This is a genomic window from Streptomyces sp. CB02261, assembly GCF_001905665.1.
Classification (GTDB): Bacteria; Actinomycetota; Actinomycetes; order Streptomycetales; family Streptomycetaceae; genus Streptomyces.
On sequence record NZ_LIVX01000004.1, the window covers coordinates 651,805 to 676,017 of the forward strand.

A 24,213-nucleotide genomic window follows, 5' to 3' on the forward strand; every position below is an offset into this window, starting at 1 on the left:
TGTTCCGTACCGTCGGTAAGGGCACAGAGGGGCCGACGGGGGTGCGGAACGGGATGGTCAAGGACTTGACCATCCCGTTGGTCCAGACCAGAATCCAGGCCACATACCCGCGCGAACACCCCGTTCGGTCCCCCCATGTCGGGTCAGCCCCCCATGCCGCACGACCCTGTGCTGAACCGCAGAAGGTGACCCACGTTGAAGAACCGCTTTCTCGCCTGCCCACTGGCAGCCGCCACCGCGCTCGCCCTCGCCGGCTGCGGAATGCTGCCGGGCGGCGGCGGCCAGACGAAGACCGTCGACATCTGGCTCATGCGGGACAGCGTCAGCGAGGACTTCCTCACCCGCTTCACCGAGGCGTACGAGGAGGAGCACGACGGCGTCGACCTCAAGGTCACCATCCAGGAGTGGACCGGCATCGGGAAGAAGGTCACCGAGGCCATCCAGGGCGGCGGCGGCCCCGACGTCATCGAGGTCGGCAACACCCAGGTCGCCCAGTACGCCGACACCGAGAAGCTGTTCGACCTGACCCTGGAGTCGGTCCGCGACCTCGGCAGCGAGGACTGGCTGCCCGGCCTCGCCGAGCCCGGCAGGATCGGCGGATCCCAGTACGGCATCCCCTGGTACGCGGCGAACCGCATCGTGATCTACAACAAGAGCCTCTTCAAGGAAGCCGGGATCAGCGAGCCGCCGGCCGACCGCGCCGAGTGGCTCGCCGACACCGAGAAGCTCGACCGCGGCGCCTCCCAGGGCATCTACCTCGCCGGCCAGGACTGGTACACCCTCTCCGGCTTCATCTGGGAGGAGGGCGGCGAACTCGCCGTCGACAAGGGCGGCGAATGGGCCGGAGCCCTCGCCAGCCCCGCGGCCCGGCGCGGCATGGCCTTCTACAAGGAGCTCCAGTCCCTCGGCGAGGGCCCCAAGAACGCCGACGAACAGAACCCGCCGCAGGCCGAGGTCTTCGCCCGCGGCGACGTGGCCCAGCTCATCGCCACGCCCAGCGCCGTCGCCGCGATCCTCAAGGCCAACCCCGCGCTCGACGGCAAGCTCGGCTTCTTCCCGATCCCGGGCAAGAAGGCCGGCCGGCCCTGCGCCGTCTTCACCGGCGGCTCCGACCTCATCATCCCGGAGAACGCGCCCGAGCGCGGCGCCGCCATCGACGTCGTCAAGGCGCTCGCCGGCGAGAAGTGGCAGACCGAACTCGCCCGCAGCATGGGCTACGTGCCCAACAAGAAGGGGCTCGCCTCCGTCGTCGCGGGCCAGGAGGCCACCGCCGTCATGGCCGAGGGCGCCGCGCGCGGCCGGGCCACCCCCAACTCCCCGCAGTGGGCGAACGTCGAGGCCGACAACCCCATCAAGCCGTACATGACGGCCGTCCTCCAGGGTGAGGACCCGCTGCGGGCGGCGCAGCGGGCCTCGGTCGCCATCACGGACACCCTCGCCGAATAGCATTCAGCCCGTCCACACCCGCGATCCCCCGGACGGTCACGTCGAATCCAGCCGGTCACGGAAGAAGTAAGGAGCCGGGCCACCGCTCGCGGCCCGGCCCGCCCCTTCCCCTTCCGTACGCCGGAGGAGCCCGACATGTCCGCACCGACCCCCACGCTCGCCGTCCCCGGCCGGCCGCAGGCCGCCGCCCCGCTCCACGTCCCCACCCAGCCGCAGGTCCCCGGCCGGCCCGAGGCCGTCGCCGAGCGGTCCGCCCCCGCCGAGGAGCCCACGCCCCGCTACGTCGTCGAGATCGCCACGCGCCAGGAGGACGTGCGCGCCGCCCAGCGGCTGCGCCACCAGGTGTTCGCCGGCGAACTCGGAGCCCAGCTCGACGGCCCCGAGCCCGGCCTCGACAGCGACGCCTTCGACGCGTACTGCGACCACCTCCTCGTACGGGAGGAGAGCACCGGAGAGGTCGTCGGCACCTACCGGATCCTGCCGCCCGACCGGGCCGCCGTCGCCGGACGCCTCTACTCCGAGAGCGAGTTCGACCTCACCCGGCTCGCCCCCGTCCGCCACGACCTGGTGGAGGTCGGCCGCTCGTGCGTCCACCCCGCCCACCGCAACGGCGCCGTCATCGCCCTCATCTGGGCCGGCCTCGCCCGCTACATGACCAGCACCGGCCACAACTGGCTCGCGGGCTGCTGCTCCCTCCCGCTCGCCGACGGCGGCACCCTCGCCGCCGCCACCTGGGACACCGTCAAGGCCAAGCACCTCGCCCCCGAGGAGTACTGGGTCACCCCGCACAAGCTCTGGAACGCCGACGGCATCGCCCGCCCCGAGGGCCGCACCCAGCTCCCGCCGCTGCTGCGCGGCTACCTCCGGCTCGGCGCCTGGGTCTGCGGCGCCCCCGCCCACGACCCCGCCTTCGGCGTCGCCGACCTCTACGTCCTGCTCTCGCTGCGCCGGACCGACCCCCGGTACCTCAAGCACTTCCTCTCGCTCGCCCCGGCACGGTGAACGGGACCACGGCCCTCTCGCCGTGGCTCCCCACGGCGCCCTGCACCCCGGGCCACTGCGCCGCCCACCCGGAGACCGTGCACCGCGCCGGAGCGGCCGCGGCCGGAGCCGTCCGAGCCTCGGTGCGGCTGACCGCCGGTCTCCTCACCGTCCTCGTCGGCGTCCTGCTCGCTCCCGCCTCCGGCCTCCTCCCGGCCGCCACCCGGCTCGCCCTCGTCCGGCACTGGCTGCGGGCGGTGGTGCGCGCCTTCGGGGTACGCGTCCGGTACGAGGGAGCCCCCGACGCCACCGGCCCCCTCCTCGTCGTCGCCAACCACGTCTCCTGGCTCGACATCCCGCTGATCGCCGCCGTGCTCCCCGGCCGGATGGTCGCCAAGGCCGAGGTGCGCCGCTGGCCCGTCCTCGGCACGCTCGCAGCGCTCGGCGGCACCCTGTTCATCGACCGGGACGGCCTCAGAGCCCTTCCCGGCACCGTCCGCGCCATGACCGCGGTGCTGGCCGGCGGCGGCCGGGTGATCGTCTTCCCCGAGGGCTCCACCTGGTGCGGGCGGGCCGTCGGACGCTTCCGGCCGGCCGCGTTCCAGGCCGCCCTGGACGCCGGCTGCGCCGTGCAGCCGGTACGGATCGACTACCGGCCCACCGACGCCGCCGCGTACGTCGGGGACGACCCGCTCGCCGCCTCACTCTGGCGGGTCGTCACCACCCGGCGTCTCACCGCCGTGGTCCGGGTACCGGAGCCCCTTCCGGGGGTCCGGTACCCGGACCGCCGCGCCCTCGCGGCCGCGGCGGAGCGGGCAGTCGCTCAGCGGGCCGTGGCTCAGCGGGCCGTCGCCAGCGACAGCGCGAACCTGCCCTCGCTGTCGGTCCACCAGCGCTCCAGGTCGAGGCCCGCCTCCGCCAGCTCGTCCCGTACACCCGCCTGACGGAACTTCGCGGACACCTCCGTCCGCATCTCCTCGCCCGCCGCGAAGGGCACCACGAGGTCCAGTTCGGGGATCTTCACGGTGAGCGCGCGGCGGGCCCGCAGCCGCATCTCGATCCACTCCCGCTCGCCGTCCCAGACCGCCACGTGCTCGAACGCGTCCGGGTCGAAGTCCGCCCCCAGCTCACGGTCGATCACCGACAACACGTTCTTGTTGAAGGCGGCCGTCACCCCGGACCGGTCGTCATAGGCGGCCACGAGCGTCGCCTCGTCCTTCACCAGGTCCGTGCCGAGCAGCAGCGCGTCGCCCGGCGTGAGCATCGCCCGCACCGAGCGCAGGAACGTCCGCCGTTCACCCGGCAGCAGATTGCCGATCGTGCCGCCGAGGAAGGCCACCAGGCGCGGCCCCGGCGACCCGGGCAGCGCGAGACCGCGGGTGAAGTCCGCGACCAGCGCGTGCACCCGCAGCTCCGGCCGCTCGGCCAGCAGCGACTCGGCCGCCCCGGTCAGCGCCGACTCGCTCACGTCCACGGGCACATAGCTCTCCAGCCCCGGCAGCAGCGCGTCGATCAGGAACCGCGTCTTCTCGGAGGAGCCGGAACCCAGTTCCACCAGCGTCCTGGCCCCGGTCGCGGCGGCGATCTCCGCCGCACGCGCCTTCAGGATCTCCCGCTCGGCCCGCGTCGGGTAGTACTCGGGCAGCCGGGTGATCTCCTCGAAGAGGTCGCTGCCCCGGGCGTCGTAGAACCACTTCGGCGGCAACTCCTTGGCGGAACGGGTCAGGCCCTGGAGGACGTCGGCGCGCAGATCGGCGCCGGCGGCGTCGGGGGCGAGGGTACGGGTCAGCTGGAACGGACTCACGCGGACGGCTCCTTGAGCGGGGTGAGGGTGACATCGGCGCGGGTGGCGGTCACGAGCGTGTGCTCCGGGACCTCGCGCCAGCGTGGATCGTCGTCGTACGGTTCGGAGGCCACGACCACCCGGTCGGGACCCCGCAGGTACCAGAGGCCGTTCCCCCAGGTGGTCGCCGCGATCCGGACCCCGTCGGTGACCAGCAGGTTCAGCCGGGAACCCGGGGCCGCGGCGGCCGCCTCCCGCACCGTGTCGGCCAGGGCCGGGCCCGGCGCGTCACCGGCCCGCAGCCGGTGCAGCACGAGCGCCCACAGCAGCGCCGAGTCCGTGCGCGCCTCGACCCGGAGCAGCTCCCCGGGCGACAGCGACCCGGCGAGCGGCGCCAGGGAGTCGGGCCAGCCCTCGACTGCGCCGTTGTGGCTGAACAGCCAGGGCCCGGCGGCGAACGGCGCCGCCGCGGCCTCCCCGTCGGCCCCCGGCAGCGTGGCCCCCCTGACCGCCCCGAGCAGCGCCCCGGAGTGCACCACCCGGGCGAGGTCCGCGAACGACAGGTCGCCCCAGATCGGGGCGGCCCGCCGGTACCGGGCGGGCACCGGATCACCCTCGGCGTACCAGCCCACCCCGAAGCCGTCCGCGTTCACCACGCCGCTGCTCTGGGTGCGGGGCTCCCAGGACTGGCGCAGCAAGGCGTGCTCCGGCCGTACGAGCAGCTCACCGAGCGCCACCGGCTCGCCCACGTAGGCGATATGACGGCACATCAGTCGAGCTCCGCACTGCGCGCCGTACGGAATCCGGAGAAGATCTGGCGCCGCACCGGCAGGTCCCAGTTCCGGAAGGTGCCCCGGCAGGCGACCGCGTCCACGGCGAACGACCCACCGCGCAGCACCTTGTGCTCCGGCCCGAAGAAGACCTCCGAGTACTCCTTGTACGGGAAGGCCGTGAAGCCCGGGTACGGCTGGAAGTCGCTCGCCGTCCACTCCCACACGTCACCGATCAGCTGCCGCACACCGAGCGGCGAGGCACCCTCCGGATAGCTGCCGGCGGCCGCGGGCCGCAGATGCCGCTGCCCGAGGTTGGCGTGCTCCGGGCCCGGGTCGGCGTCCCCCCACGGATAGCGGCGCGAACGGCCGGAGACCGGGTCCCAGCGGGCGGCCTTCTCCCACTCGGCCTCCGTCGGCAGCCGCCGTCCCGCCCAGCGCGCGTAGGCGTCCGCCTCGTACCAGCTCACGTGCAGGACGGGCTCGTCCTCGGGCACCGGCTCCGTCACCCCGAACCGGCGGCGCAGCCACTGCCCGCCGTCCTGGCGCCAGAACAGCGGCGCCGTGATGCCGTGCTCCCTGATCTGCGCCCAGCCCTCGTCCCGCCACCAGCGCCGGTCCGTGTACCCGCCGTCCGCCATGAACGCCAGGTAGGCGCCGATGGTGACCGGCGTGGTGTCGATGTGGAAGGCGGCCACGGACCGGGGGTGCGCCGGACGCTCGTTGTCCAGGGCCCACGGCTCCTCCGACGTGCCCATGGTGAACGGCCCGCCAGGAACGAGGACCTCGGAGGGCAGCGGGCCCGCGGTCCGGACCGGCGGCGGGGGAGCGGACAGGACCGCGGGGCCCTTCCGCAGCTGATGGGTGATCAGCATCGTCTCGTCGTGCTGCTGTTCGTGCTGGGCGATCATGCCGAACGCGAACGCCGCGTCGAGCAGGGGCCGCCCCTCGAACGGAGTGCTCCCGAGGACGTCGAGGACACGCAGCCGCACGTCCGCCGCGTACGCGCGCGCCTCGCCCGGAGAGAGCAGCGGCAGCGACGGCCGGGTGGCGCGCGGATGCTCGAAGGCGTCGTACAGCGAGTCGATCTCGGGCCGCAGTGCCTCGCCCCCCGCCACCGCCCGCCACAGCCACTGCTCCTCCTGGTTGCCGATGTGCGCCAGGTCCCAGACCAGCGGAGACATCAGCGGGGAGTGCTGCGCGGTCAGATCGCCGTCCTCGACGCACGAGGTGAGCAGCGCCGTACGGGCCCGCGCGGCCGTCAGCACGTCCAGGGCCCGCCGCCGCAGGGCCTCCGGATCGAGCCCCGTCCCTGTGACCGTCATGACGCCACCACCTCGAAGTCGTCGGCCGGGCAGCTCCCCGGGATCACGTACCGCTCGTGGAAGGCCGCGACCGCCTGCCGCAGCTCCTCGCCCGCACCGATCCGGGGCAGCGCCTCCAGGGCGGCGGAGAACACCGCGCGGGCGGCGGCGTGCAGCTCGGGATCGGCGAGACCGTCGCGGGCCGCCGCCAGCCAGAGCGGGTTACGGGGGGCGGGACCGGCACCGGCCCGCTCCGCGAGCGGCTTCACCGCCCGGTACACCCGCTCCGCCGCCTCCGGGTCGTCGAACACCGCCGTCGTGACGGCCACCGGCACCATCCAGCCGTCCCGGCCGGGCTGCGCGTCGACCATCCGCAGCTCCAGGTGCCCGCGCGGCCGCACCGGCGGGAAGAGCGTCGTCATGTGGTAGCGCAGATCCTCGGCGTCGGCCGGCCGGGGCAGGCCCGTCCTCAGCCAGTCCCGGAAGGTCAGCCCCTCCGGCACCTCCCACGGCCCCTCGTCGGCCCGTACGCACATCACCGGGGTGTCCAGCACGTGCGCGGCCCACTCCGCGCGCGGCTCCCCGTCCGGCGACGGCGCCAGCGTCCGCAGGGGATCGAGGTTCGTCCACAGGGCCTGCCGCGTCGAGCGCCACCCGGTGCGACGGCCGCCGTGCAGCGGCGAGTTGGCGAACGCGGCCACCAGCACCGCGCCCACCAGATGGGCCAGCTGCCATCTCCGGTGGTAGCCCAGCGGCCCCGGCTCCTCGACACCGGCGTCCAGACAGATCTGCACCGACGCCGACTCGCACATCATCGCCCGCCCGGCCGGACCCGTGCGGTCGAGCGCGGCCTCCATGGCGTCGTACCGGGGCTCGTGGAGCATCCGGCCGCGCGGCGAGTGCCACGGGTCCACCCCGTACCCACTGAGGGTCAGACCGTGCGACCCGAGCACCGACCGCACCGCCCGCAGGTCCGCGGCGAGGGCGTCGAGACATTCCGTGAGCGACCCCGCAGGGAGCGAGCTGAGCTCCAGCTGCCCGCCGGGTTCGAACGTGAGCGACGACACCAGCGGCACGGACCGCACGTCGTCGAGCGCCGCCGCGAGCCTCGGCGGCGGTACGGGAACCCGGGGATCCCGCAGCTCGTGCACGAGCCACTCCAGCTCCACCCCCACCGTGCGGGGCGGGCCGGTCTTGAAGCAGATACATCGCAGCAGGTCCTCCGCCTCCCGCTCGGTGAGAGGGGGCCCGCCACGCGGTATGCCGCTCGACGACATCCGTACACCTCCTGGTCATCGGGACTGATCCCGGAGAGTCGCTGTCTCCACCTAAAGCCACTGCCGAGCGGCGTGCAAGAGCGCCCCTCGGCGCCCGGGCGCGCCCCCTGTGCCCCCACTCGTCCGGAACCGCCCGCCCCCACGTCCCGCCGCGCGGGCCCCGGGGCCGCCCGGAGGCACCCGCCGGACCCCGGAAATCCCGTTGTGCCGAACGGGACGAAACGATCAAGCTGGGCGGCATGAGTGCACGACTGCGCGCGATCGCGCGGCAGACCGAGGAGATCGTGGCCGAGGGGCACTACCGGGCTCCCGACGGCCGGACCGTCTCCCTCACCCGCGACCTGACCGCCGCCCTGGCCGGAACCCGCCTCCACGGCCCCGGCCCCGTCGAGGTCACCCCCGACACCGACCGCACGCCCGCGATCGAGGTCACCGGCGAGAGCAGCCTGGCGGCCGCTCGCAGGATGACCGGCGCCGACGCCACCCGCCCCGTCGCCGTCCTGAACTTCGCCTCCGCCCGCAACCCCGGCGGCGGCTACCTCAACGGCGCCCAGGCCCAGGAGGAGGCCCTCTGCCGCTCCTCCGCCCTCCACGCCACACTGCTGCGCGCCCCGGACTACTACGCCCACCACCGCGACGACCGGGACGTCTTCTACACCGACCGGGTCATCCACTCGCCCCGGGTGCCGGTTTTCCGCGACGACCGGGGAGCCCTCCTCGCCGAACCCTTCACCGTCGGCTTCCTCACCTCGCCCGCCCCCAACGCGGGCGTCGTCCGGCGCCGCACCCCCGAGCTCGCCGACCGTCTGCCCGCCGCCCTCGCGTCCCGCACCGAGCGCGTCCTGGAGACGGCGGCCGCGGGCGGCTACCGGCGACTCGTGCTCGGCGCCTGGGGCTGCGGAGTCTTCCGGAACGATCCGGAGCAGGTCGCGGGCGCCTTCCGCGCTCTGCTCACCGGCGACGGCCGCTTCGCCGGTCACTTCGAGGAGGTCGTCTTCGCCGTACTGGACCGGGCGCCCGGCACGCCGACGCTCGCCGCCTTCGCCCGCGTCCTGGGGCGCCCGCTCTGACATGCGGCTTTCCAGCCCGCGTGCCACGCTGAGGGGATACGGACCGCAGTCCGAAACCCGTCACGGGAGGCACGATCGTGGGCAAGAAACAGACCCGGACGAATCGGGGAGCCCGTACCGGCGGCCACGAACACCGCACCGACGCGGCCGCGAAGGAGAAGGCGACGGCGTCCCCCACGAGAGAGACGTCGATGCCGCTCGTCGAGCACGCGTCCCACCGCAAGGAACGCAAGTTCGGCCACAACTAGGGCGCCCTCCGGGCGAACGACGATACTTCCGAAACACGCCCTGGTCCGCGCGAGCGAGACGCGGAACCGACCGGAGCACGCGCAGGGCCCGGCGCACGTGGTGGCGCCGGGCCCGCTGCCGTGGCGTTGTCGGGGCCGTGGTCGCGCCGGGCCCGCCGGCGTGGCGTTGGCGGCTTGGTCGCGCCGGGCCCGTCCGCCACGCGGTTGTCGGCCGTGATCCCGCCGGGCCCGTCCGCCGTGGGGTGGTCGTCCGCAATCGCGCCTGGCCGGTCCGCCGTGGGGGCGTCGGCCGGCGGCCGCGACCGGGATACGCGCGGGGCCCGGCGCCGCACATGGCGTCGGGCCCCGGCCCTTCCCGCGGTCAGCCTCCCGTCGTCACTCCCCGTCGCCGACCGTGATCTCCACACTCTCCTCCGACGAGCGCGGCGACGGCACCGCCCCCAGCCGCTCGGGAGCCCCCGGGTTCATCGTGGAGAGCAGCTGCCGGGCCAGACCGAGACCCGTGCCGCCCATGGTCAGCGCCTTGGCGAACACGTCCGCCATCCCGTCGGCGCCGTTGAGCAGCACCATCTGGTCCACGTTCCCGAACGCCGACGCACCCGCGGAGACGATCTCCGGCCACTTCTCGGCCAACTGCTGGGCGACGACGGCCTCCTGGTTCTCCGCGAGCGCCGCCGCACGCGCCTTGATCGCCTCGGCCTCCGCCAGACCCTTCGCACGCGTGGCCTCGGCGACCGCGAGACCCTTCGCGTGCTGTGCCGCCGCCTCCGCCTCACCAGTGAGCCGGGTCGCCGTGGCCTTGGCCGCGCTCGCCAGCTCCGTCTCCTTCGCCTCCGCCTCGGCCGCCGAGATCCGGGCGTCACGCTCGGCCGCGGCCAGCGTCCGGGTCTCGTACGCCATCGCGTCGGCCGGCTTGCGGACCTCCGCCTGGAGCTGCTGCTCCTTGCGGTGCCCCTCCAGCTCGGCGACCCGCGTCTCCTGGACGACGACCTCCTGGCGCGAGGCCGCCTCCGCCAGCGGACCGGCCTGCCGGGCCCGCGCGGACGCCTGGTCCCGCTCGGCCTGGTAACCCGCCTGGAGGATCTCGCTGTCGCGGGTCGCCTCCGACATGCGTGCCGCGGCCTGCTGCTCCGCCTCGGTCGCCCGCCGGTTCGCCTCGGCCTGCGCGATCCGCGCGTCCCGCTGGACGGCGGCCGCGTGCGGGGCGGCCAGGTTCTTGATGTACCCGGTCGGGTCCTCGATCTCGTGGATCTGCAGCGAGTCGACGATCAGACCGAGTTTCTCCATCTCCGTGCCACAGGCCGAACGGGCCTGCCCGGTCAGCTTCTCCCGGTCACGGATCATGTCCTCCACGGTCAACCCGCCGACGATGGCGCGGAGATGACCGGCGAAGACGATGTGGACCCGCTCCGACATCAGCTTCTGCTGATCGAGGAAGCGGCGGGCGGCGTTGGCGATCGACACGAAGTCGTCACCGACCTTGAAGATCACCACACCGCGGACCTTGAGCGGAATGCCCTGGTGGGTGACGCATTCGACGGACAGCTGGGTCTCGTTGAGGTCGAGCGAGAGCTTGCGCACCGCCTGCACCCCGGGCAGCACGAGCGTGCCGCGCCCGGTGACGATGCGGAACCCCATACCCGCGCCGAGGCCCTCGTTCTTGTGGTTGGAACCGGAGATGATCAGCGCCTCGTTGGGTTCAGCGACGCGCCACATCATTTTGAACACACCGATGAGAACGGCGAAGGCGCCGACGACGACGCCCGCCAGAATGCCGATGCCCATGGACTGGGTCCCCCTTCACCGGAGCCGACACGGATCCGGTGAAAGGAGTGTGCGCCTGTGACGGGCGCCACTCAACGGTTCCGTCAACTGTCGTACGCGGCTGTGACATAGACGGTGCGCGGAGGGAGATGTTCCATGACCATCACGACCGTTCCGACATCGATCCGCTCCTTGGGGGCCGCCGGATGGGCGAGGAAGTGCTCGGCTCCTCCCCGGATCCGGACGATCACCTCACCGACGAGACCCGGCCCGATCGTGCCGGTCACCCGGCCGAGCAGTCCCACCATCGAGGGGTCCATCGACGCGTCGTCCATGCCTGAACGGTACGTCAGATCCAGCTGTCGAGCGCGGACATGAATCCCTCGAAGTCGTCCCGGTGGATGGTGTGGCCCGCCTTCTCCACCGTGCGGACGGTGAACCCGCGGCCCTCCAGCATCCGGGCCGAGACGGGGGAGACGAGCGTGCTCGGGTCGGCCAGCGTGACGAGCGAGGGGACCTCGGCGCGGGCGGGCCACAGGTCGGCCCCCACGGAGCCGGTCAGACCGAACGCCGACCGCTCGTCCCAGTCCCGTACCGACGCCATCTCGGTGTCGACGTCCTCGTCCGACCAGTGCGGGTTGAACCCCCGGATCTGCTCCCTGGTCAACGACTTCCCCCGGACGAAGAGTTCGGCGCGGTAGCCGGCGGGGCCCGCCCCGAGGTGCCACGCGGGGTCGGAGTAGACCGCGCGCGCCGGCGCGAGACGCCCCAGGGCGCGGGCCAGGACCAGCCCGCCGAGCGAGTGCCCGACGGCCAACTCGGCACCGGCCGGGAGGGTCTCGACGAGGTCGTCGGCGTGGTCCTCCGGGCGGTACTCCTCCGGCCCCGAGGCCCGCCCGCTCCTCCCGTGGCCCCGGAGGTCCACCGCGATCACCCGGTAGCCGCGCTCCGCGAGCGCGGGCCCGACCCGCCGCCAGGTGCGGTGGTCGGCCATCATGCCGTGGACGAGCAGGGCGATCCGGTCCCCGGAACCCCAGGAGGTCGTGTGCAGACGCACGGTGCGGCCTTTCTGACGGTGCTTCCACGCACGCCGGAGGGGTCAGCGCACGCTGCGGATGGGGCGCACGGCGAGCGCGCCGAGTACCGACAGTACGGCCGCGATCAGGAACAGCGCGGTGTACCCGCCGCTCAGCGAGACGACGAGCGAGGCCACGAAGGGGGCGACGATCTGCGGGCCCGCGTTGGCGACGTTGAGGACACCCATGTCACGGGCCGCGTCCTCGGCCTTCGGGAGCACCATGGTCACCAGGGCGGTGTCGACGGCCATGTAGCAGCCGAAGCCCAGGCCGTTGACGACGGAGAAGACCAGCATCGCCGTCCAGCTCGCCGAGACGGCCGGGACGAGCAGAGCCACGGCGGCGAGCGCGGCGGAGGCGCCCACGAAGAGCTTGCGGCGGTCGTACCGGTCCGAGAGCCAGCCGCCGAGCACGGTGGAGACCACCATGGCGGCCGCGTTGAGCGGCATGAGGACCGCCACGGCCTCCTCGGCGCTGAGCCCGGCCGGCAGGTCGACGTGGTCCTTGAGGATGTACAGCTGGAACCCGGCCACCGCGAAGTAGCCGAGGACCAGGAGGGCACGGCCGATGAAGGCCCAGCGGAAGTCGTGGTCCTTGAGGGCGCTGCCGAAGGCCGCGATCTGCTCCTTCACCGGCAGTGGGGCCCTGGCCGGCATGCGCCGCTCGCGGGCGCAGCTCGTGAAGAGCACGGCGGTGGCCGCGACGACGGCGCCGAAGACGAGGTAGCCGGTGCGGTAGTCCTCGGAGAAGGCCGCGCCGACGAGAGCGCCGATCGTCGAGCCGACGGGGAGCCCGAGGCCGACGGCCGCCGAGGCCTTGCCCCGGGCGGCCAGGGGCACCCGGTCGGGCACCACCGAGGTCAGCGCGGCCTGGTAGACGTTCATGACGGCCTGGCCGAGACACCAGGCGATGGTGACCAGCAGGATCGTGTCCACGCTGCCGAGGAGCAGCATCACCGGGAGGGCGAGCAGCCCGCCGGCGAGGATCCACGGGTTGCGGCGGCCCGAGCGGTCGGAGAGGGCGCCCGCGACCGGGTTGAAGACGGTCGCGAAGATCGCGGATATGCCGGAGACGAGCCCGAAGTTGGCCACCTTGCCGACGGGGTCGATGTCCTCGATCTGGAGCGCGAGGAGCATCCCGGGGACGCCGACGTACAGGGCGTACATCGCGGTGTTCCCGGCGAGGAGCAGGGGGAGCAGCCCGCGCGTGGGCCGGGCGGCCGGGCGAGCGCCGGCGCCGGCCGACGGCGAGCCGGTGCCGGACGGGTCGGTGCCGGGGGAGGAAAGGGCCACGGTGCCCTCCTGGGGAGATCGCCCGACGAGGGGGCGAGAGGCGGATCGAGCGGTAGGGTTACACGTGTCAGTGACGCGTGTGAGCACTGTGTAGCACCCGATTCCGGCCATCCGCCAGACCTCGTGCCGGACCGTTCTGGAAAGATGCCGTGGCGATGAGCCAGCCAACCGAACACTCCTCCGGACGCCCCACCGGGCGCGCGGTCCCGACCAGCGCCGATGTCGCCCGCCTCGCGGGCGTCTCCCGGGCCACCGTCTCGTACGTCCTGAACAACACCTCGGCCGTCCGCATCAGCGAGCCCACCCGCCGCCGGGTGCGTGAGGCGGCCGAGGAACTGGGGTACGTCCCGCATGCTGCCGCCCGCAGCCTGCGGGCCGGCCACAGCCGGATGGTGCTGCTGCCGACCTCCCACGTGCCGGTCGGACCGCTCTACAGCCAGTTCTTCAACGAGTTCCAGTGGGCGCTGCGGCGCCTCGACTACACGGTCGTCCAGTACGGCAGCGTCGGCCTGGAGGCCGAGGAGGCCGCCCGCGCCTGGGCCGAACTCCGGCCGGTGGCCGTGGTCTCCCTGGGCGAGATCCAGCTCACGGGACCGGGCGTCGAGATCCTGAAGCGGTCCGGCGCCCGGGCCGTGATCACGCTCGGCACCGGGGGTGTCGAGGGCACCCACGCCCTCGTCCTGGACCAGGGGCGCGTCGGGGAGGTGGCCACCGCCCACCTCGTGGAGACCGGCCGTCGCCGGATCGGCGTCGTCATGCCGGAGGAGCCGGGGCTCGCGATGTTCTCCGAGCCCCGCCTCGACGGCGCCCGGCGCGCCGTCGAGGGCACGGACGCCTCCGTCGTGCCGCTGCCGCTGCGGTACGAGGAGGAGTCGGCGCGGGCGCTCGCCGTGCGCTGGCGCGAGCTGGGCCTCGACGCCGTCTTCGCCTACAACGACGAGTACGCGATGCTCCTGATGCGGGCGCTCCAGGACGCGGGCGTCGACGTGCCCGGCGAGACCGCCGTCGTCGGCGCCGACGACCTGCTCCTCGGCCGTCTGCTGCGCCCCCGGCTCAGCACCGTGCGCATCGACATGGTGCTCGGCCGCGAACTCGCGGAGCTGGTCGACCGGGCCGTACGCGAACCGGAGACCCCGCCCCGCGGCCGCGACCTGCTGGCCTCGCGGGTCGTCCGGCGGGAGTCCAGCTGAACGCTTAGCGTCGGTTCATGAGCACAGTTCCGAAGCGTTTCGAGATCCTGCTGGTGCCCGCCCACGTCGAGGACCGGGGCGACGCCTCCGTCACCGACAGCGCCGTCCGCTCGGCCGTCGTCGAGGCGACCGGGCGGCGCGGCGAGTCGGGCTATCCGATCTACGAGGGACACGGGCTCCGGGCCGACATCGACCCCGAGACCCGGACCGTCGAGGCTCTGCTGGTCGACGGACGCGAACTCGACTACGGCCTGACGGCGCTCGTCCGCCCGCCCGCGACTGACCGTCCGCCCGCCCGCGACTGACCGCCCGCCCGCGCGCGACTGACCCGCCCCCTGCCGGGCGCGGGGGCGAGGACGGCGCACGTGAGGGGGGTACGGGAGCACCTCCCGTACCCCCCTCACGTGGTGGGGTGCCTCCCCCGGCCGGGGGGGCGGCGTCACTTCGCCTGGGCGGCCTCGATGGACTTGCGGACCTCGTCCATGTCCAGCTTGCGGGCCTGTCCGATGACGTCCTCGAGGGCGGTCTCCGGCAGCGCGCCCGGCTGCGCGAACACGGCCACGTTGTCGCGCACGATCATCAGCGTCGGGATCGAGCGGATCTCGAAGGCGGCGGCCAGCTCCTGCTGGGCCTCGGTGTCCACCTTGGCGAAGACCAGGTCCTGGTGGCGCTCCGAGGCAGCCTCGAAGACCGGACCGAACTGACGGCAGGGACCGCACCAGGAAGCCCAGAAGTCGATCAGGACGAATTCGTTCCCGCTCACGATCTCGTCGAAGTTGTCCTTGGTGAGCTCTACGGTGCTCATGCTTCCTACCTTTCGGTGGTCTCCTGGCGGTGTCCTCACGGTCCCCTGGGGACTCGCCCGGCACAACGGCGTATCGAGCCGCGCTATTCCGGCCCGCTGCGCCAGACTGTGATCCATGACGCGAACGGTGGAAGACGAACACGAGTACGACGTAGTGGTCCTCGGCGCGGGCCCGGTGGGGGAGAACGTCGTCGACCGGGTGCGGGCCGCGGGACTCAGCGCCGCGATCGTCGAGAGCGAGCTGATCGGCGGCGAGTGCTCGTACTGGGCCTGCATGCCGAGCAAGGCGCTGCTCCGCCCCGCCATCGCCCGCTCCGACGCCCGGAAGGTCGCCGGACTGCGGGAGTCGGCCTACGGTCCGCTGGACGCGCTGGAGGTCTTCGCCCACCGGGACGAGGTCGTCGGCGACTGGAAGGACGACGGCCAGGTGGACTGGCTGGACTCCATCGGCGTACGGGTCTTCCGGGGTCACGGCCGCTTCCTCGGCCCCCGCCGGATCGAGGTGACCGGCCCCGAGGGCGAGCGCCATGTTCTCGCCGCCCGGCACGCGGTCGCCGTCTGCACCGGCAGTCGCGCCGTCCTCCCGGAGCTGCCCGGCCTGCCCGGGGCCCGGCCCTGGACCAGCCGCGAGGCGACCAGCGCACGCCGCGTGCCCGAGCGGCTGGCCGTCGTCGGCGGGGGAGTGGTGGGCGTCGAGATGGCCACCGCCTGGCAGGCCCTCGGCGCGAAGGTCACGATGCTCGTGCGGGGCGATGGCCTGCTGCCCCGGATGGAGCCCTTCGTCGGCGAACACGTGGCCGAGGCGCTCACCTCGCGCGGAGCGGACATCCGTACCGGTGTCTCGGTCAGCGCGGTGGTACGCGACGGGGGTACGGGTCCGGTCACCGTGGTCCTGGAGGGCGGCGACCACGTCGAGGCCGACGAGGTCCTCTTCGCGACCGGCCGAGCCCCGCGCACCGAGGACATCGGTCTGGAGTCGGTCGGCCTGAAGCCGGGCTCCTGGCTCGACGTCGACGACAGCCTCAGGGTCATCGGCAGCGACTGGCTCTACGCCGTCGGGGACGTCAACCACCGGGCGCTCCTGACGCATCAGGGCAAGTACCAGGCACGTATCGCCGGGGCCGCGATCGCGGCCCGCGCCCGGGGCGACGAATCGCTGGACGACGGGAGCTGGGGCGCCCACGCCGCCACCGCCGACCACGCCGCCGTCCCGCAGGTGGTGTTCAGCGACCCCGAGGCGGCCGCCGTCGGCCTCAGCCTCGCCGAGGCCGAGCAGGCCGGCCACCGGGTCCGGGCCGTGGACCTGGACATGGGGCAGGTCGCCGGAGCCGGCCTCTACGCCCAGGGGTACCGGGGGCACGCCCGGATGGTCGTCGACCTCGACCGGGAGGTCGTCCTCGGCGCCTCCTTCGTCGGTCCCGGCATCGGTGAGCTGGTCCACTCGGCGACGGTCGCGGTCGTCGGCGAGGTCCCGATCGCCCGCCTGTGGCACGCCGTTCCCTCGTATCCCACGCTGAGCGAGGCGTGGCTGCGCCTCCTGGAGGCCTACCGGGGCTGACGGACGGTCAACCGACCTGCCCTGGAAGGCTTTCGGCGCCCTCCGGCGGGTACGGGACGACGAGCGCCCGCGCTGCCGCGCGGGCGACCTCCAGGGCGGGCCGTGGATCACGGCCGGACTCCTGGCCCAGGACGACCCGGGTGCTCAACCCGTCGAGCAGGGCCAGGAGTTCGGAGGCACGGGCGACCGCGTCGAGCGGGGCGAACCGTCGCCGCGCGACGCCCGCCGTGAGCAGCGCCTCCAGATCCTCCTGCCAGCCCCGGTCCAGCTCCTCCTGGGCCTCGCGCAGCGCGCCGTTGCCGGGGGTGCGGGCCCAGAGCTCGATCCACAGGGTCCAGCGCGGGTCGCGCGGGCCGCGCGGCAGGTAGAGCCGCAGGAACGCGTCGAGCTTGCGCTCGGCCGTGAGCCGCCGGGCGAGCAGGGCGCGGCGCTCCTCGGCGAGCACCGCCTCGCTCCACCGCAGGGCGGCGAGCAGCAGCAGGTCCTTGCTGCCGAAGTAGTACAGGATGTGGCCGCCGCTGGTGCCGAGCCGCTCCGCGAGCGCCGACATGGTGAGGGAGGCGAGGCCGTCCTCGGCGATCGCCGCCATGGCCTCCTCCAGCATCCGTTCCTGGGTGACGTGCCCGTCCCGCCGTCGTGCCGCCCGTGCCACCGCCGCTGTCCCCGTCCTGCCGCTCCGCCATCGCCCGACAGGTCGACCTTAATCGCAACCTCCGAAGGTCTTGACGTGGCCTGAACCCATCGCACATCTTGAATGCCGTTCTAACACTTAGAACGGCATTCAAGACAGGAGTGCGGTGTGCTCGGACACGAGACGACGCCCGTGACCACGGGGACCACGGGACGGGACGAGGTGTTCCAGGTCGAGGAGCACGGCATCGACCCCATCCCCGACGCCGAACGGCACGGAAGCGCCAAGGACGTCTTCTGGCTCTGGTTCGGTTCGAACCTCACCTTCACCTACGTGATCAACGGCGCCCTCGCCGTCGCCTTCGGGCTCTCCTTCTGGCAGGCCACCGCCGTCGTCGTCATCGGCGGCCTCTCCTTCCTCGCCATCGGCGCGGCGGGGCTCAGCGGGGTGCGCACCGGCACCGCCACCCTCGTCATCTCCCGCGCGGCCTTCGGCAGACGCGGCAACTGGCCCGCCGGGCTCCTCAACTGGATCGTCAGCATCGGCTACACCATCGTCAACACCGTGGTCGGCACCCTCGCCCTCGAAGCGTTCTTCGCGGACCTCGGATGGAACGGCGGCCACGCCTCGCGCGCCCTCGCCCTCGCCGTGACCCTCGTGCTGACCTTCGCCGTCGCCCTCTGGGGCCACGCGACCGTCCAGTTCGCCGAACGCTGGATGGCCTACGTCCTCGCCGCCGGCTTCGCCGCCCTGCTCGTCCTCGTCCTGCCCGGCGCCGACACGTCCGCCCCCGCCGCGGCACCCGGCGCCTCCGGCTGGAGCCTCGCCTTCGTCGTCATGCTCGCGGGCCCCTTCTCGTACCTCCCGATGCCCGCCGACTACACCCGCTACCTGCCCCGCACCACCTCCCTCAAGGCCGTGACCTGGAGCGGAGCCCTCGGCGGGTTCGTCTCCTCCGTCGCCCTCGGCGTCGCGGGCGTGGCCGCCGCCACCCAGGCCGACATGACCGACGCCGTCGCGGGCACCGAGAGCCTGCTCCCCGGCTGGTTCCAGCCCCTCTTCCTGGCCCTGGTCCTCGGCGGCTCCGTCACCAACTCGATCATCACGCTCTACTCGTCGAGCCTGAACCTCCAGGTGCTCGGCATCCCCTGGACCCGGGCCCGCGCCCTCGTCATCAGCGCCGCCGTGACCGCCGCCGGCTCCCTCGGCGCCCTCTTCCTCACCGACTTCACCACCTCACTCCTCTCCTTCCTCTCCCTCCTGATCATCGTCTTCGCCCCGTGGGGCGGGGTCTTCCTCGCCGACATGGTGCTCCGCCGCTGCACCTACGACTCCGCCGCACTGCACGCGACCACCGGCGGGGCCTACGGATACCGCTCCGGCTGGCACCCGGCGGGCCTGACGGCGCTCCTCTGCGGCCTCCTCTTCTCGGCGCTCACCTGCGACTCCGAACTGTGGACGGGCCCCCTGGTCGCACCGCTCGGCGGCGCGGACCTGACCCTGCTCGGCGCGGGGGTCTCGGCACTGGTGTACGTGCTCCTCGCGCGGGGCCGGGTCAGGCCGATACGGCCCTGAGCACGGGGCCCGTCGAATCCCCAGACCTTCACCGCACCCTGCGACCCCGTCCGTCCCCCCGGAGACGCCGAGCCTCCCACGGACACGCACCCCTCCACCCCTCCACCCCTCGTACGACACGTCACGGAGCCACTCCGCATGAACAGCCCCACCCCCGCCCCCGCGTCCCCCCTCGCTCCCGCCGAGCTGGTCCTCGTCGGAGCCCGGATCCACACCGTCGATCCCGCACTCCCCGAGGCGCAGGCGCTCGCGGTCCGTGCCGGGCGCATCGTCTGGATCGGTTCCGACGCGGGCGCCGCCGCGTGGACCGGTCCCGGCACCCGGGTCCTCGACGCGGGAGGACGGCTCGTCCTGCCCGGCTTCGTCGACGCCCACAACCACGTCCGCCTCGGCTCCGACGACGCCTGCGTCCAGCTCGCCGGCGCCCGCGGTCTCGACGAGATCCACGCCCGCATCAGCGCCTGGCACACCGCGCACCCGGACGCCGAGTGGATCGAGGCGGAGGCCTTCGACTACTCCGCAGTCCCCGGCGGGCGCATGCCCACCGCCGCGGACCTCGACCCCGCCACCGGTGACACCCCGGCCCTCGTGCTCAGCTACGACGTCCACACCGCCTGGCTCAACACCGCCGCGCTGAAGCGCCTCGGTGTCGACCGCGACCACACCGACCTCCCCTTCGGCCGGGCGGTCACCGACCCGGACACCGGAGAACCGACCGGTTTCGTCCAGGACTTCGCCATCAAGGGACTCTCCCGGGAGGGCCACCGCGCCCTGCGCGACCTGGGCGTTCCCTGGGCGTCGCCGGACCGGCAGTACGGCAGGCTGGCCAAGAGCCTCGACGACGCCATCGGCTTCGGCATCACCACCGTCGTCGAACCCCAGAACTCCCTCGACGACCTGGCCCTCTTCGACCGCGCCCGGGCCGAGGGACGCCTGCGCTCCCGCATCGTCGCCGCGCTCTTCCACCCGCGCGGCACGACCGACGCGGACCTGGACGCGTTCGAGGCGGCGGCCGGCGCGTACGCCGACGACCGGCTGCGGGTCGGCCCGCTCAAGCTGTACATCGACGACGTCGTGGAACCCCGTACCGCCGCCCTCCTGGAACCGTACGCGGGCTGCTCCCACCACCGCGGCGACACCTTCTACCCGGCCGACGAGTTCGCCGAGCTGCTCACCCGCCTCGACGCGCGCGGCTTCCAGTGCTTCGTCCACGCCACCGGCGACCGGGGCATCCGTACCGTCCTCGACGCCGTCGAGGAGGCCCGCGCCGCCAACGGACCGCGCGACGCGCGCCACCAGATCGTGCACGTCGAGTGCCTGGACCCGGCCGACACCCCGCGCTTCGCCGCCCTGGGCGTGGTCGCGTGCATGCAGCCCCGGCACGCGGCCCCGGACATCGCGGGCCCCGGCCAGGACTGGGCCGAGAACGTGGGCCCCGACCGCTGGCACAAGGCCTGGCCGCTGCGCAGCCTGCGCGCGGCCGGGGCGGTCCTCGCCCTCTCCAGCGACTGGAACGTCGCCGAGATGGACCCCATGGTCGGCATCCACGCCGCCGTGACCCGCCGCCCGCCCGGCGGCGGGGAGGCCTGGACGGCGGGCGAGACGATCGACGTCGCCGCGGCCGTCGAGGGCTACACGATGGGTTCGGCGTACGCGAACTTCCTCGAAGAGGAGCGGGGTTCGCTGACGGTCGGCAAGCTGGCGGATTTCGTCGTCCTCTCCCGCGACATCCTCCGCATCGCTCCGGACGAGATCCCGGGCACGGTGGCGGAGACGGTGGTGGTGGGCGGGGAGGTCGTGGTGGAGCGCTGAGCGGTCGTCCGCGTTCCCGTCCCGTACGCACACGGCGCCACGTACGGGACGGGAACGGCGCGGAATCAGAGTCGGTCGAGGATCTTCCGCAGTTCGGTGACCTCGGCGGACTGGGTCCGTACGACGTCGTCGGCGAGCGACTTCGCGGTGGCGTTGCGCCCGTTCCTCCGCTCGTCCTCGGCCATGGCGACGGCGCCGTCGTGATGGGCGATCATCAGCCGGGCGAACATGCGGTCGAAGTCCCTGCCCGTGACGGCGGCCAGGCCCTGCATGTCCTTGTCGGACAGCATCCCGGCCATGGCGTGACCGCCGGAGCCGTGACCGCCGGAGCCGTGACCGCCGGAGCCGTCACCGGCTGACTCGGGCCGGCCCCAGCCCTTCAGCCAGGCCTTCATCTTCTGGATCTCCGGGTCCTGGGCCTGCTCGATCGCGGTGACCAGCTGCTTGACCTCCGGGTCCTGGGCCCGGCCCTCGGCGAGCCCGGCCATCTCCAGGGCCTGCTCGTGGTGGGGGATCATCATCTGCGCGAACATGACGTCCGCGTCGTTGAAGGGCCCGGGGGCGGCGGCCGTGGCCGTGGAGGGCGCGGCGGCGGACGGACCGCTGTGGTCCGATCCGCTCGTACCGCCGCCGTCCGTGCCGCAGGCGGAGAGCAGGAGCCCGGCGGCTGCGGCGGCGCCGACGAGGGCGAGGGTGCGGGTGGTGCGGTGGGCGAAGGCATGCATGCGCGTGAGACCTCGTGTGTTCGTACGGACGGAGAGGGGCAGGCCGAAGGAGCCCACGGGCAGCGCGGGGCGCCCGTGGCGGGGGTACGGCCTAGATCCGCAGGACGGACAGGTGGGCGAGGTCGGGAGGCCGGCGGGGTGGCGCGTGCGGCCGCAGGGCCGGTGCGAGCCCGGCGAGGAGGAGGACGAGCCAGTGGGGGCGCCGTCCGAGGGCGGCCCGGACGAGCCCCACGAGCAGCCAGCCGGCCAGGACGGCCACACAGAGGGTGGTGGGGTCCGTCCCGGTGCCCGGCGCGTGCCGCGCGTCGGAGCTCTCGCCCCCGTGGGAGCCATGGGTGTCATGGGCTGAGGCGGTGGAGGCGGCGGTCGCCCCGCCGTGCCCGCCGGAACCCTCGGGGTGGCCGAGGGAGTGCATGAGGAACACCCCGAGCGCGAGCACGACGACGAGCAGAAGGTGCGCGAGGGCACCTTCCGCCCGTCTGCCGGGATCTGCTCGATGGGTACGCACAGCCAGGACCTCCTGGCCGAGGAATATACCGCGTGGGGGTATCAGAACCGCGTCAGGACGGCGGTGTCTCGTCGAACAGGGCGTCGGCGACCCGTGTCAGGACGGCGGGGTCTCGCCGGCCATCGCGGCCGCCATCCGCAGATGCGGCGCGGCCTCGCCCGTCCGTCCCAGACGTTCGAGCGTGCGGCCGAGCATCAGCCGGGCGTAGTGCTCGACCGGGTCGCGCTCCAGGACGGCCCGCAGCTCGGCCTCGGCCCGGGAGAGCCGGGCGGAGTGGTAGTAGGCGCGGGCGAGGAGGAGTCGCTGGGCCGTCTGCTCCGGGTGCTCGGCGACGAGGCCGCGGAGGATGCGTACGGCGGTTCCGTACTCCTTCGCGTCGAAGAACAGCCGCGCACGGTCCCAGCGTTCCGCGGCCGTTCCGAACTCGTAGTACGTGTCGCTCACTTGCTCTCCCCTTCCGGAGCCCTGCGTCTGCCACCCTGTGGGGTGGCCGATCAGGTCAACGCGACGGGATGGTTGAACATTCCACTATGATCGGCCTCGTCTCCCCGGGGGCTGCCTGGACTCCCGGAACCCGGACAGGAAATAGGTTGAGCGACATGAGCAATCTTGATCGTCAGGCCACGCTGACCGTGTGCGGCGGCCGTGGCTTCGTCGTCGCCGAGCCGGTGCGGGAACTCCTCAGCCCCCGGCACGTGCGGCTCGGAGAGTCGACCGAGGTCCGCCGGCTGCTCCCCAACCTGGGCCGGCGGATGGTCGGCGCCTGGGCCTTCGTCGACCACTACGGCCCCGACGACATCGCCGACGAGCCGGGGATGCAGGTCCCGCCGCACCCGCACATGGGCCTCCAGACCGTCAGCTGGCTGCACGAGGGCGAGGTCCTGCACCGCGACTCCACGGGCAGCCTCCAGACCATCCGGCCGCGCGAACTGGGCCTGATGACCTCGGGGCGGGCCATCTCCCACTCGGAGGAGAGCCCCAAGCGGCACGCCCGCCTCCTGCACGGTGCCCAGCTCTGGGTCGCCCTCCCGGACGCCCACCGCCATGTGGAGCCGCACTTCCAGCACCACGCCGACCTGCCGCAGGTCACCGCCCCGGGCCTCACGGCCACGGTGATCCTGGGTGAACTCGACGGGGCCGCCTCGCCCGGCACCACGTACACCCCCCTCGTCGGAGCCGACCTCGCCCTCGCGGCGGGCACGGAGACGAGCCTGCCCCTGCACCCCGACTTCGAGTACGCGGTCCTGGCGATGTCCGGAGAGGCGCACGTCGACGGCGTCCCGGTCCTCCCGGGCTCGATGCTCTACCTCGGCTGCGGCCGCACCGAACTTCCCTTGCGCGCGACCTCGGACGCGGGCCTGATGCTCCTCGGCGGAGAGCCGTTCGACGAGGAGATCGTCATGTGGTGGAACTTCGTCGGCCGCACGGACGAGGAGATCCGCAAGGCCCGCGAGGAGTGGATGACGTCCGACCGCTTCGGCGAGGTGAAGGGCTACGACGGCGCCCGCCTGGACGCCCCGGAGGTCCCGGCGACGCAGCTGAAGGCGCGGGGAAGGGTGCGCTGAACTGGGGTGATGACATAAGGCTGGTTGCTCTTCCCGGGCGCGTCACGTCCCATCCCGAAGCCGGCCCGGCCCGGACATCGTCCGAGCCGGGCTTCGTCGTTCCGTGGTCCCGGTCCCGGTCCCGGTGGCGGTGCCTGTGCCTGTGAGTGGCCACCTGGGTCGCGGCGCGGCGGTCGGTCGCCGGGCGTACCCGGCGGGGGTCAGAGGGCCGCCGACACGGAGCGTTCCGCCGCCTCGGGCCGGTCGCCCGCCGCGACCGCGAAGTCCCGGAGCAGTCCGGTCAGGGTCTCGGCGGCGCCGTGCCGGCCCACGAAGTAGCCGGCCGCCTCCAGTTGGGCGAGTCCGTGCATCTGGCACCAGAGCTGCCAGGCGAGCAGCGACGACGTGCCGTCGCGGAACCGGCCTGCCGCCATGCAGCGCTGGATCGCCGCGTGCGGGATCCGCAGGACGTCCAGACCCATGACCCGGTCCTCGTCGGTGAACTCGAAACCGGCCAGCCGTGATCCGCCCAGCATGACCGCGTAGACGTCGGGTTCGGCGCGCGCGAACTCCTGGTACACGGCGCACAGCCGGGCGAGCCCGGCCACCGGGTCGTCGTCCTGAGCGGACTCGACCGCCATCAGGCGTTCCGCGAACCGCGCGAAGCCCTCCCGCATCGTTTCCCGCACCAGCCCCGGCATGGAGCCGAAGTGGGTGTAGACCGCCATGGTGGAGGTCCCGGCCGCCTGGGACACGTGGCGCACGGTGAGTGCGGCGGGCCCCTCCTCGGCCAGGATCCGGGCGACTTCGTCGAGGAGTTTGCGGCGGATCTCAGTTGACACACCGGAATCATA

General features: G+C 73.3%; 25 protein-coding genes. 11 read left to right on the plus strand and 14 right to left on the minus strand.

Annotated elements, in window-relative coordinates; translation table 11 throughout:
• The first annotated feature begins 195 nt into the window (after window positions 1–195).
• The 3 genes from AMK29_RS16305 (at window position 196) to AMK29_RS16315 (ending at window position 3,371) form a co-directional block, all read left to right on the plus strand.
• Complete coding sequence (locus AMK29_RS16305) at window positions 196–1,446, plus strand: extracellular solute-binding protein (RefSeq protein WP_073813390.1); 1,251 nt, start codon at window positions 196–198, stop codon at window positions 1,444–1,446.
• A gap of 135 nt (window positions 1,447–1,581) precedes the next feature.
• Window positions 1,582–2,448: a GNAT family N-acetyltransferase gene (locus AMK29_RS16310; protein ID WP_073813392.1), complete on the plus strand. Its 867-nt coding sequence runs from the start codon at window positions 1,582–1,584 to the stop codon at window positions 2,446–2,448.
• A complete protein-coding gene (locus tag AMK29_RS16315) occupies window positions 2,445–3,371 on the plus strand; it encodes a lysophospholipid acyltransferase family protein (protein WP_073813394.1) in 927 nt (308 codons plus the stop codon). The genes AMK29_RS16310 and AMK29_RS16315 overlap by 4 nt, the downstream gene beginning before the upstream one ends.
• On the opposite strand, the gene egtD is transcribed toward AMK29_RS16315, so the two are convergent.
• Genes egtD through egtA form a run of 4 tightly spaced genes read right to left on the minus strand, consistent with a single transcriptional unit; the run spans window position 3,266 to window position 7,561 of the window.
• Window positions 3,266–4,231, minus strand: coding sequence for an L-histidine N(alpha)-methyltransferase (gene egtD, locus AMK29_RS16320; protein ID WP_073813396.1), 966 nt, complete (start codon window positions 4,229–4,231; stop codon window positions 3,266–3,268). The genes AMK29_RS16315 and egtD overlap by 106 nt on opposite strands.
• Window positions 4,228–4,980 (minus strand): ergothioneine biosynthesis protein EgtC, encoded by a 753-nt coding sequence (gene egtC, locus AMK29_RS16325; RefSeq protein ID WP_073813398.1) that lies wholly within the window; start codon window positions 4,978–4,980, stop codon window positions 4,228–4,230. The genes egtD and egtC overlap by 4 nt, the downstream gene beginning before the upstream one ends.
• On the minus strand, window positions 4,980–6,305 hold the full coding sequence (gene egtB / locus AMK29_RS16330) for an ergothioneine biosynthesis protein EgtB (protein ID WP_073813400.1): 1,326 nt from the start codon (window positions 6,303–6,305) through the stop codon (window positions 4,980–4,982). The genes egtC and egtB overlap by 1 nt, the downstream gene beginning before the upstream one ends.
• Complete coding sequence (egtA, locus tag AMK29_RS16335; protein ID WP_073813402.1) at window positions 6,302–7,561, minus strand: ergothioneine biosynthesis glutamate--cysteine ligase EgtA; 1,260 nt, start codon at window positions 7,559–7,561, stop codon at window positions 6,302–6,304. Before egtA ends, egtB begins: the two co-directional genes overlap by 4 nt.
• A 239-nt stretch (window positions 7,562–7,800) precedes the next feature.
• On the opposite strand from egtA, the gene AMK29_RS16340 reads away from it, so the two are divergent.
• Together AMK29_RS16340 and AMK29_RS36720 are read left to right on the plus strand one after the other, a co-directional pair.
• Window positions 7,801–8,631: a TIGR02452 family protein gene (locus tag AMK29_RS16340; RefSeq protein WP_073813404.1), complete on the plus strand. Its 831-nt coding sequence runs from the start codon at window positions 7,801–7,803 to the stop codon at window positions 8,629–8,631.
• A 77-nt stretch (window positions 8,632–8,708) separates the two neighbouring features.
• Window positions 8,709–8,879: a hypothetical protein gene (locus AMK29_RS36720; protein ID WP_198942252.1), complete on the plus strand. Its 171-nt coding sequence runs from the start codon at window positions 8,709–8,711 to the stop codon at window positions 8,877–8,879.
• Between the two features lie 375 nt (window positions 8,880–9,254).
• Here AMK29_RS36720 and AMK29_RS16345 read toward each other — a convergent pair whose 3' ends face one another.
• From AMK29_RS16345 to AMK29_RS16360, 4 genes are all read right to left on the minus strand, one after another.
• Complete coding sequence (locus AMK29_RS16345) at window positions 9,255–10,664, minus strand: flotillin family protein (protein ID WP_073813405.1); 1,410 nt, start codon at window positions 10,662–10,664, stop codon at window positions 9,255–9,257.
• Window positions 10,665–10,747: 83 nt separating this feature from the next.
• Window positions 10,748–10,978 (minus strand): hypothetical protein, encoded by a 231-nt coding sequence (locus AMK29_RS16350; protein WP_073813407.1) that lies wholly within the window; start codon window positions 10,976–10,978, stop codon window positions 10,748–10,750.
• Between the two features lie 14 nt (window positions 10,979–10,992).
• On the minus strand, window positions 10,993–11,700 hold the full coding sequence (locus AMK29_RS16355) for an alpha/beta fold hydrolase (protein ID WP_073813408.1): 708 nt from the start codon (window positions 11,698–11,700) through the stop codon (window positions 10,993–10,995).
• A gap of 42 nt (window positions 11,701–11,742) precedes the next feature.
• The gene (locus AMK29_RS16360) at window positions 11,743–13,011 is read right to left on the minus strand and encodes an MFS transporter (RefSeq protein ID WP_073813410.1); all 1,269 of its coding nucleotides are present in this window, start codon (window positions 13,009–13,011) and stop codon (window positions 11,743–11,745) included.
• 155 nt (window positions 13,012–13,166) lie between these two features.
• Here AMK29_RS16360 and AMK29_RS16365 point away from each other — a divergent pair, with 155 nt between their 5' ends.
• Entirely contained in the window at window positions 13,167–14,201 is a 1,035-nt protein-coding gene (locus AMK29_RS16365; RefSeq protein ID WP_073813859.1) for a LacI family DNA-binding transcriptional regulator, read from the plus strand.
• Between the two features lie 17 nt (window positions 14,202–14,218).
• The gene (locus tag AMK29_RS16370; RefSeq protein ID WP_073813411.1) at window positions 14,219–14,506 is read left to right on the plus strand and encodes a hypothetical protein; all 288 of its coding nucleotides are present in this window, start codon (window positions 14,219–14,221) and stop codon (window positions 14,504–14,506) included.
• Between the two features lie 134 nt (window positions 14,507–14,640).
• On the opposite strand, the gene trxA is transcribed toward AMK29_RS16370, so the two are convergent.
• Window positions 14,641–15,006, minus strand: coding sequence for a thioredoxin (trxA, locus tag AMK29_RS16375; RefSeq protein ID WP_073813413.1), 366 nt, complete (start codon window positions 15,004–15,006; stop codon window positions 14,641–14,643).
• Between the two features lie 115 nt (window positions 15,007–15,121).
• Here trxA and AMK29_RS16380 point away from each other — a divergent pair, with 115 nt between their 5' ends.
• Complete coding sequence (locus AMK29_RS16380; RefSeq protein ID WP_073813414.1) at window positions 15,122–16,564, plus strand: dihydrolipoyl dehydrogenase family protein; 1,443 nt, start codon at window positions 15,122–15,124, stop codon at window positions 16,562–16,564.
• A gap of 7 nt (window positions 16,565–16,571) precedes the next feature.
• Here AMK29_RS16380 and AMK29_RS16385 read toward each other — a convergent pair whose 3' ends face one another.
• Window positions 16,572–17,216: a TetR/AcrR family transcriptional regulator gene (locus AMK29_RS16385; RefSeq protein WP_073813416.1), complete on the minus strand. Its 645-nt coding sequence runs from the start codon at window positions 17,214–17,216 to the stop codon at window positions 16,572–16,574.
• 147 nt (window positions 17,217–17,363) lie between these two features.
• Between AMK29_RS16385 and AMK29_RS16390 the strand changes: the two genes are divergently transcribed.
• Both AMK29_RS16390 and AMK29_RS16395 read left to right on the plus strand, forming a co-directional pair.
• Window positions 17,364–18,770: a purine-cytosine permease family protein gene (locus AMK29_RS16390; protein ID WP_073813417.1), complete on the plus strand. Its 1,407-nt coding sequence runs from the start codon at window positions 17,364–17,366 to the stop codon at window positions 18,768–18,770.
• Window positions 18,771–18,908: 138 nt separating this feature from the next.
• Window positions 18,909–20,582: an amidohydrolase gene (locus AMK29_RS16395; protein ID WP_073813419.1), complete on the plus strand. Its 1,674-nt coding sequence runs from the start codon at window positions 18,909–18,911 to the stop codon at window positions 20,580–20,582.
• A gap of 65 nt (window positions 20,583–20,647) precedes the next feature.
• On the opposite strand, the gene AMK29_RS16400 is transcribed toward AMK29_RS16395, so the two are convergent.
• From AMK29_RS16400 to AMK29_RS16410, 3 genes are all read right to left on the minus strand, one after another.
• Window positions 20,648–21,307, minus strand: a complete 660-nt coding sequence (locus AMK29_RS16400; protein WP_073813420.1) for a DUF305 domain-containing protein — start codon at window positions 21,305–21,307, stop codon at window positions 20,648–20,650.
• 91 nt (window positions 21,308–21,398) lie between these two features.
• Window positions 21,399–21,815, minus strand: a complete 417-nt coding sequence (locus tag AMK29_RS16405) for a DUF6153 family protein (RefSeq protein WP_073813421.1) — start codon at window positions 21,813–21,815, stop codon at window positions 21,399–21,401.
• Window positions 21,816–21,911: 96 nt separating this feature from the next.
• Window positions 21,912–22,259, minus strand: a complete 348-nt coding sequence (locus tag AMK29_RS16410) for a tetratricopeptide repeat protein (protein ID WP_073813423.1) — start codon at window positions 22,257–22,259, stop codon at window positions 21,912–21,914.
• 155 nt (window positions 22,260–22,414) lie between these two features.
• Here AMK29_RS16410 and AMK29_RS16415 point away from each other — a divergent pair, with 155 nt between their 5' ends.
• On the plus strand, window positions 22,415–23,380 hold the full coding sequence (locus tag AMK29_RS16415) for a pirin family protein (RefSeq protein WP_073813424.1): 966 nt from the start codon (window positions 22,415–22,417) through the stop codon (window positions 23,378–23,380).
• Window positions 23,381–23,580: 200 nt separating this feature from the next.
• Here AMK29_RS16415 and AMK29_RS16420 read toward each other — a convergent pair whose 3' ends face one another.
• The gene (locus AMK29_RS16420; RefSeq protein ID WP_073813425.1) at window positions 23,581–24,201 is read right to left on the minus strand and encodes a TetR/AcrR family transcriptional regulator; all 621 of its coding nucleotides are present in this window, start codon (window positions 24,199–24,201) and stop codon (window positions 23,581–23,583) included.
• Window positions 24,202–24,213: the final 12 nt, after the last annotated feature.

Excerpts from the sequence above, each read along its gene's own strand:
- AMK29_RS16380 (WP_073813414.1), top strand. The coding sequence starts at position 15,122 with ATGACGCGAACGGTGGAAGACGAACACGAGTACGACGTAGTGGTCCTC.
- AMK29_RS16365 (WP_073813859.1), top strand. The coding sequence starts at position 13,167 with ATGAGCCAGCCAACCGAACACTCCTCCGGACGCCCCACCGGGCGCGCG.
- AMK29_RS16400 (WP_073813420.1), bottom strand. The coding sequence starts at position 21,307 with ATGCATGCCTTCGCCCACCGCACCACCCGCACCCTCGCCCTCGTCGGC.
- AMK29_RS16370 (WP_073813411.1), top strand. The coding sequence starts at position 14,219 with ATGAGCACAGTTCCGAAGCGTTTCGAGATCCTGCTGGTGCCCGCCCAC.
- egtB (WP_073813400.1), bottom strand. The coding sequence starts at position 6,305 with ATGACGGTCACAGGGACGGGGCTCGATCCGGAGGCCCTGCGGCGGCGG.
- AMK29_RS16350 (WP_073813407.1), bottom strand. The coding sequence starts at position 10,978 with ATGGACGACGCGTCGATGGACCCCTCGATGGTGGGACTGCTCGGCCGG.
- AMK29_RS16310 (WP_073813392.1), top strand. The coding sequence starts at position 1,582 with ATGTCCGCACCGACCCCCACGCTCGCCGTCCCCGGCCGGCCGCAGGCC.
- egtC (WP_073813398.1), bottom strand. The coding sequence starts at position 4,980 with ATGTGCCGTCATATCGCCTACGTGGGCGAGCCGGTGGCGCTCGGTGAG.
- egtA (WP_073813402.1), bottom strand. The coding sequence starts at position 7,561 with ATGTCGTCGAGCGGCATACCGCGTGGCGGGCCCCCTCTCACCGAGCGG.
- AMK29_RS16395 (WP_073813419.1), top strand. The coding sequence starts at position 18,909 with ATGAACAGCCCCACCCCCGCCCCCGCGTCCCCCCTCGCTCCCGCCGAG.
- AMK29_RS16345 (WP_073813405.1), bottom strand. The coding sequence starts at position 10,664 with ATGGGCATCGGCATTCTGGCGGGCGTCGTCGTCGGCGCCTTCGCCGTT.
- AMK29_RS16340 (WP_073813404.1), top strand. The coding sequence starts at position 7,801 with ATGAGTGCACGACTGCGCGCGATCGCGCGGCAGACCGAGGAGATCGTG.
- trxA (WP_073813413.1), bottom strand. The coding sequence starts at position 15,006 with ATGAGCACCGTAGAGCTCACCAAGGACAACTTCGACGAGATCGTGAGC.
- AMK29_RS16415 (WP_073813424.1), top strand. The coding sequence starts at position 22,415 with ATGAGCAATCTTGATCGTCAGGCCACGCTGACCGTGTGCGGCGGCCGT.